The sequence below is a fragment of the Nostoc cf. edaphicum LEGE 07299 genome, assembly GCF_015207245.1.
GTDB lineage: Bacteria > Cyanobacteriota > Cyanobacteriia > Cyanobacteriales > Nostocaceae > Nostoc > Nostoc edaphicum_B.
Genome location: NZ_JADEXF010000547.1, coordinates 1 through 3,989 on the forward strand (window position 1 = coordinate 1; position 3,989 = coordinate 3,989).

Consider the following 3,989-nt stretch of genomic DNA (forward strand, 5'->3'; position numbering starts at 1 on the left):
CATGATATTAGTGCTGTACTGGTAAAATTGTTGGCAAAGATTTCGTCTTTACTCTGCGCTCTCTGCGCCTCTGCGGTGAAATAAATTATTTTTTAACCACAGAGGCACAGAGAGCGCAGAGAGAAAAGCAAAGATTTTATAAGTTACATGATGTTATTAGAAGTGACAAAATTGGCATAACTTAATTCGTTAACGCGATTCCAATTAAAAATCTGCTGGCGAAAGGCTTTCCACTGGTCGTAGACTTGTTTAAAAACCGCATCTTTACTGGCATTTTCTTCAAATAACTCAAAGGAGATTTTCTGGGCTGCTTGCAGAATCTCCTGGCTGTAAGGAACTAGTTTTGTACCACCAGCTAATAACCGCGTCAGCGCTTGCCCATTTAAGGAATCGTATTGACTCAGCATATTTAAATTGGCTTCAAAACTCGCTGTCTTCAAAACCTGTTGATATTCTTTGGGTAGGCGATTCCAGGCGTTGAGATTAACTAACACATCCAAGGTTGGCCCTGGTTCCCACCAACCAGGATAATAGTAGAATTGCGCGGCTTTATTTAAACCGAGTTTTTCGTCATCGTAAGGGCCTACCCACTCAGCAGCATCAATTGCTCCCCTATCCAATGCTAAATAAACTTCGCCTCCAGGTAATACTTGCACATTCACCCCTAAACGGGACATGACTTCGCCACCTAATCCGGGAATTCGCATTTTCAAACCTTTGAGGTCAGAAATAGACTTGATTTCTTTTTTGAACCATCCCCCCATCTGTGCGCCAGTACTACCAGCAGGAAAACTAATCACGTTGAAGTTGGTATAAATTTTGTGTATGGCTTCTAATCCACCACCGTTATAAAGCCAAGAATTCTGCTGTTGGGCATTTAAACCGAAAGGTACGGAGGTGGCAAAGGCTAATGCTGAACTTTTGCCGATGTAATAGTAGCTAGATGTGTGTCCGCATTCAACAGTCCCGGCTTGTACAGCATCGAGTACTTGCAATCCCGGTACTAACTCTCCGGCGGCAAAGGGCGTAATTTGGAAACGTCCATTGGTCATTTCTTCAACTCGCCGGGAAACTGTTTGAGCACCGATAAAAGTACCCAAAGATTTGGGCCAGCTAGTTGCCATCCGCCAACGAATATTCGGCAATCCTGCTTGTATGCTAGGGGATTTACCAGCTTGGCTACAGGAAACTAGACTAGCAGCAGTTGCAGTGGCGATCGCAGCTGTGTTAAAAACCTCTCGGCGTTTCATAATTGTTCGTGATTTAAATTGCGGAAAATTTAGGCTGATAGAGAATATTTATCAGGTTTTTAGCAATTTTTTAATTTTGGGTACTAAATTAAACACGATAGGGACGCATAACTATGCGTCCCTATCGTGTAATCAAGTTTTAGATGTTGAAACTTTAGCTTGTTATTACCGCCAATGTTGAGGTATTTTCAGATTTTCCGGTAGGATGGTTGTGCGATCGCCAATTGCCTGTTCAATCTGCTGTGATTCTACATTTTCCGAGCCGCTCAAGTTGGCTCCACAGAGGTTAGCTTCTTGAAGATTAGCTTCTTGGAGGTTAGCTGTACTAAGTAATGCACTTTCTAGATTAGCGCCAGCAAGTTTTGCCCTTTGCAAGTTACTGCCAATCAAGTTTGTATCTTGGAGATTACTACCCTCGAAGTTGGCTTCTTCCAAGTTGGCATCACAAAGGATTGCTCCTTCCAAGTTGGCATCGCAAAGAATTGCTCCTGTTAAGTTGGCATCACAAAGAACTGTCCCTTCCAAGTTGGCATCATAAAGGATTGCTTGGGAAAGGTTCGCTTTTCTAAGAACTGCGCCTTGGAGATTGGCTTCGGGGAGGATTGCTTTTTGCAGGTTAGCTTCATAGAGAATTGAGCCACAAAGGCAGGTAACAGATAAGTCTGCTTCAGAAAGGTTTACTTTGGTAAAATTGACCCATTGCAAGTTAGCTCAGCAAAAATTGCTTTAGAGAGGTTAGCTTCTGTTAAGTCTGCATTACAGAGGTCTGTATTGCGTAAATCGAGTTTTTGATTGACAGGATCTTTAGATGAATAGCGTCTGCCAATGACAGTTAAGGCTGTTTGAATATCTGTAGGAAGTTTTGATGATTGCAGTGACTCATCCTCATATTCCCTATTCACTGGGGCATTTTCACGGATAAAAGCAGCAAGGATTTCCATGATTGTCCAATGATCTTTCGGAGAATCTTTGGCAATTCGTTCTAAAGCATAAATTGCCGCAAATCGCGTTTCAATCTTTTCATTTCCCAGTTGTTCAATGGCTTTAGAAAAGCGTTCAGAAACAATTTCTTGGGGAGTTAGTTGTGTCTGATTGATACAATTTACGATATTGTTATCCCAAGCTACTGTTCCAGTTAGGAGTTGTGTTAACAAGCTGTGATTCTCATCCAGAGAGAGTCTGGAGGTATAGTAACCATTAAGAATTAATGCCAATCCCCCAATAATTATGGCAATTGTTGTTAATGCTTGAGTGATGTATTCAATTTTTTCTTGGTTTGAAAATCCTTGAATGCTTTCAAAAAATAATATAATTAGAGTAAATGATAAAATAAATATAACTGAGACAAATACCAACAAAGTCGTGAGTCCATTGGTCTTTATGAAAGACATGTCATAAGTCTTCATATCCGACTCCTTACGGAAGTAAATTTAGGTTGATTCTAAGAGTATCCGTAAAGTTATGATAGAGTACAAACACGGATAAAATTGGCAACCTATTAAATTTACTATAGAACTCCTATTTGATTTTTGAACAAGATTCAGTACACATCTATACCCTTCTTTCCTGTTCCCTATTCCCTGTTCCCTGTTCCCTACCTACGCAGATAATTTCAGGAATCAAATCGGATTACTATATTGCCTCAGAGGTTGTTTGAAAAGTGTTTCGCCGTGACTTTAGGTACTTTTAGACCCCCAACTCCTTAAAAAGGAGGAAACCAGAATCAAATTTCCCCAATTTACCGGGGAATTTAGAGGGTTCTAAAACTTTTGATACCGACAAAACGACTTTTCAAACATCCTCTTAGATTTGGAATTGTACAATGTATGCCTTTAGATAAATCAGATAATACCAATTCACTCAAACGCTCATTCAGAAAGCCATAAATAACAAGGTTGAGGAGTATTTATATGCCGCATTCTTTTTTGAAATTGGTTTAATTTCTTATCTTAAAGTTGATTAAAAAAGTGATTATTTTAACTTAAATAGCTAGCTTTGCTCCAAGCTGAATAGTTTATGCAAAACAAGATAATCAAAAATAACCTAGAACTTTGTACTGGTTTAAGTATTGTTTTTGGTGCAATCGCGCTGTTGTTCTGGCTGCAATCACAGCATACTACTAGGGTGAGCATTGGAAAACGTGCAGATTCCCAAAAAACAATTGAGAAGCCAGCATCTCCTATAATTAAGCCAACTGTTCCCGCAGCTTCTAAACAACACATCCATCTAGTACTTAAACGAAGTTTGCGGAAGCTGTATGTATACAAAGGAGACAGTTTACAAGCTAGCTATCCAGTCGCGGTCGGTAAACCAGGGTCGGAAACGCCAATAGGAAAGTTCAAAGTTATTGAGATGTTGAAAAACCCAGATTGGACACATCCTCAAACTGGAAAATTAGTTCTTCCAGGTGCAAATAATCCCTTGGGAGAACGCTGGATTGCATTTTGGAATGTTGGCAGAGAATACATCGGATTTCATGGTACTCCTGATACAACATCTGTCGGGAAAGCAGCTTCTCATGGTTGCGTTCGGATGTATAACGAGAATGTCCGCGAACTGTATGAAATGGTCAAACTTGGTACGCCTGTTTTAGTCGAACCTTAATCTGGCTTACTTCATATAAATATACTAAAAATCTCTAATGCTGAATGATTAGTTTACCTTTCAACGTGGGTGTAGACGGGTAGCAACTTGTCGTTAGACATCGCTTGTTTATCAAGATTTAGATAACAGTAATGG

At 39.9% G+C, this 3,989-nt stretch carries 4 protein-coding genes; 1 reads left to right on the forward strand and 3 read right to left on the reverse strand.

The features are described from left to right. Positions 1 to 143: 143 nt before the first annotated feature. The 3 genes from IQ229_RS16575 to IQ229_RS24580 all read right to left on the reverse strand — a co-directional run bounded on the left by IQ229_RS16575 (position 144) and on the right by IQ229_RS24580 (position 2,656). Complete coding sequence (locus IQ229_RS16575) at positions 144 to 1,250, reverse strand: TRAP transporter substrate-binding protein (protein ID WP_194045528.1); 1,107 nt, start codon at positions 1,248 to 1,250, stop codon at positions 144 to 146. Between the two features lie 165 nt (positions 1,251 to 1,415). After that, positions 1,416 to 1,955: a pentapeptide repeat-containing protein gene (locus IQ229_RS24140; protein WP_265582991.1), complete on the reverse strand. Its 540-nt coding sequence runs from the start codon at positions 1,953 to 1,955 to the stop codon at positions 1,416 to 1,418. Beyond that, positions 1,928 to 2,656 carry a pentapeptide repeat-containing protein gene (locus IQ229_RS24580; RefSeq protein WP_265582992.1) on the reverse strand — a complete coding sequence of 243 codons (729 nt, stop codon included), beginning with the start codon at positions 2,654 to 2,656 and terminating at the stop codon, positions 1,928 to 1,930. Before IQ229_RS24580 ends, IQ229_RS24140 begins: the two co-directional genes overlap by 28 nt. A gap of 610 nt (positions 2,657 to 3,266) precedes the next feature. Here IQ229_RS24580 and IQ229_RS16585 point away from each other — a divergent pair. Continuing rightward, on the forward strand, positions 3,267 to 3,854 hold the full coding sequence (locus IQ229_RS16585) for a L,D-transpeptidase (protein WP_194045530.1): 588 nt from the start codon (positions 3,267 to 3,269) through the stop codon (positions 3,852 to 3,854). Positions 3,855 to 3,989: the final 135 nt, after the last annotated feature.

What these genes read in the sequence shown, in the direction of transcription:
- IQ229_RS16575 (WP_194045528.1), bottom strand. Translation starts at nt 1,250, where the DNA reads ATGAAACGCCGAGAGGTTTTTAACACAGCTGCGATCGCCACTGCAACT.
- IQ229_RS24580 (WP_265582992.1), bottom strand. Translation starts at nt 2,656, where the DNA reads ATGAAGACTTATGACATGTCTTTCATAAAGACCAATGGACTCACGACT.
- IQ229_RS16585 (WP_194045530.1), top strand. Translation starts at nt 3,267, where the DNA reads ATGCAAAACAAGATAATCAAAAATAACCTAGAACTTTGTACTGGTTTA.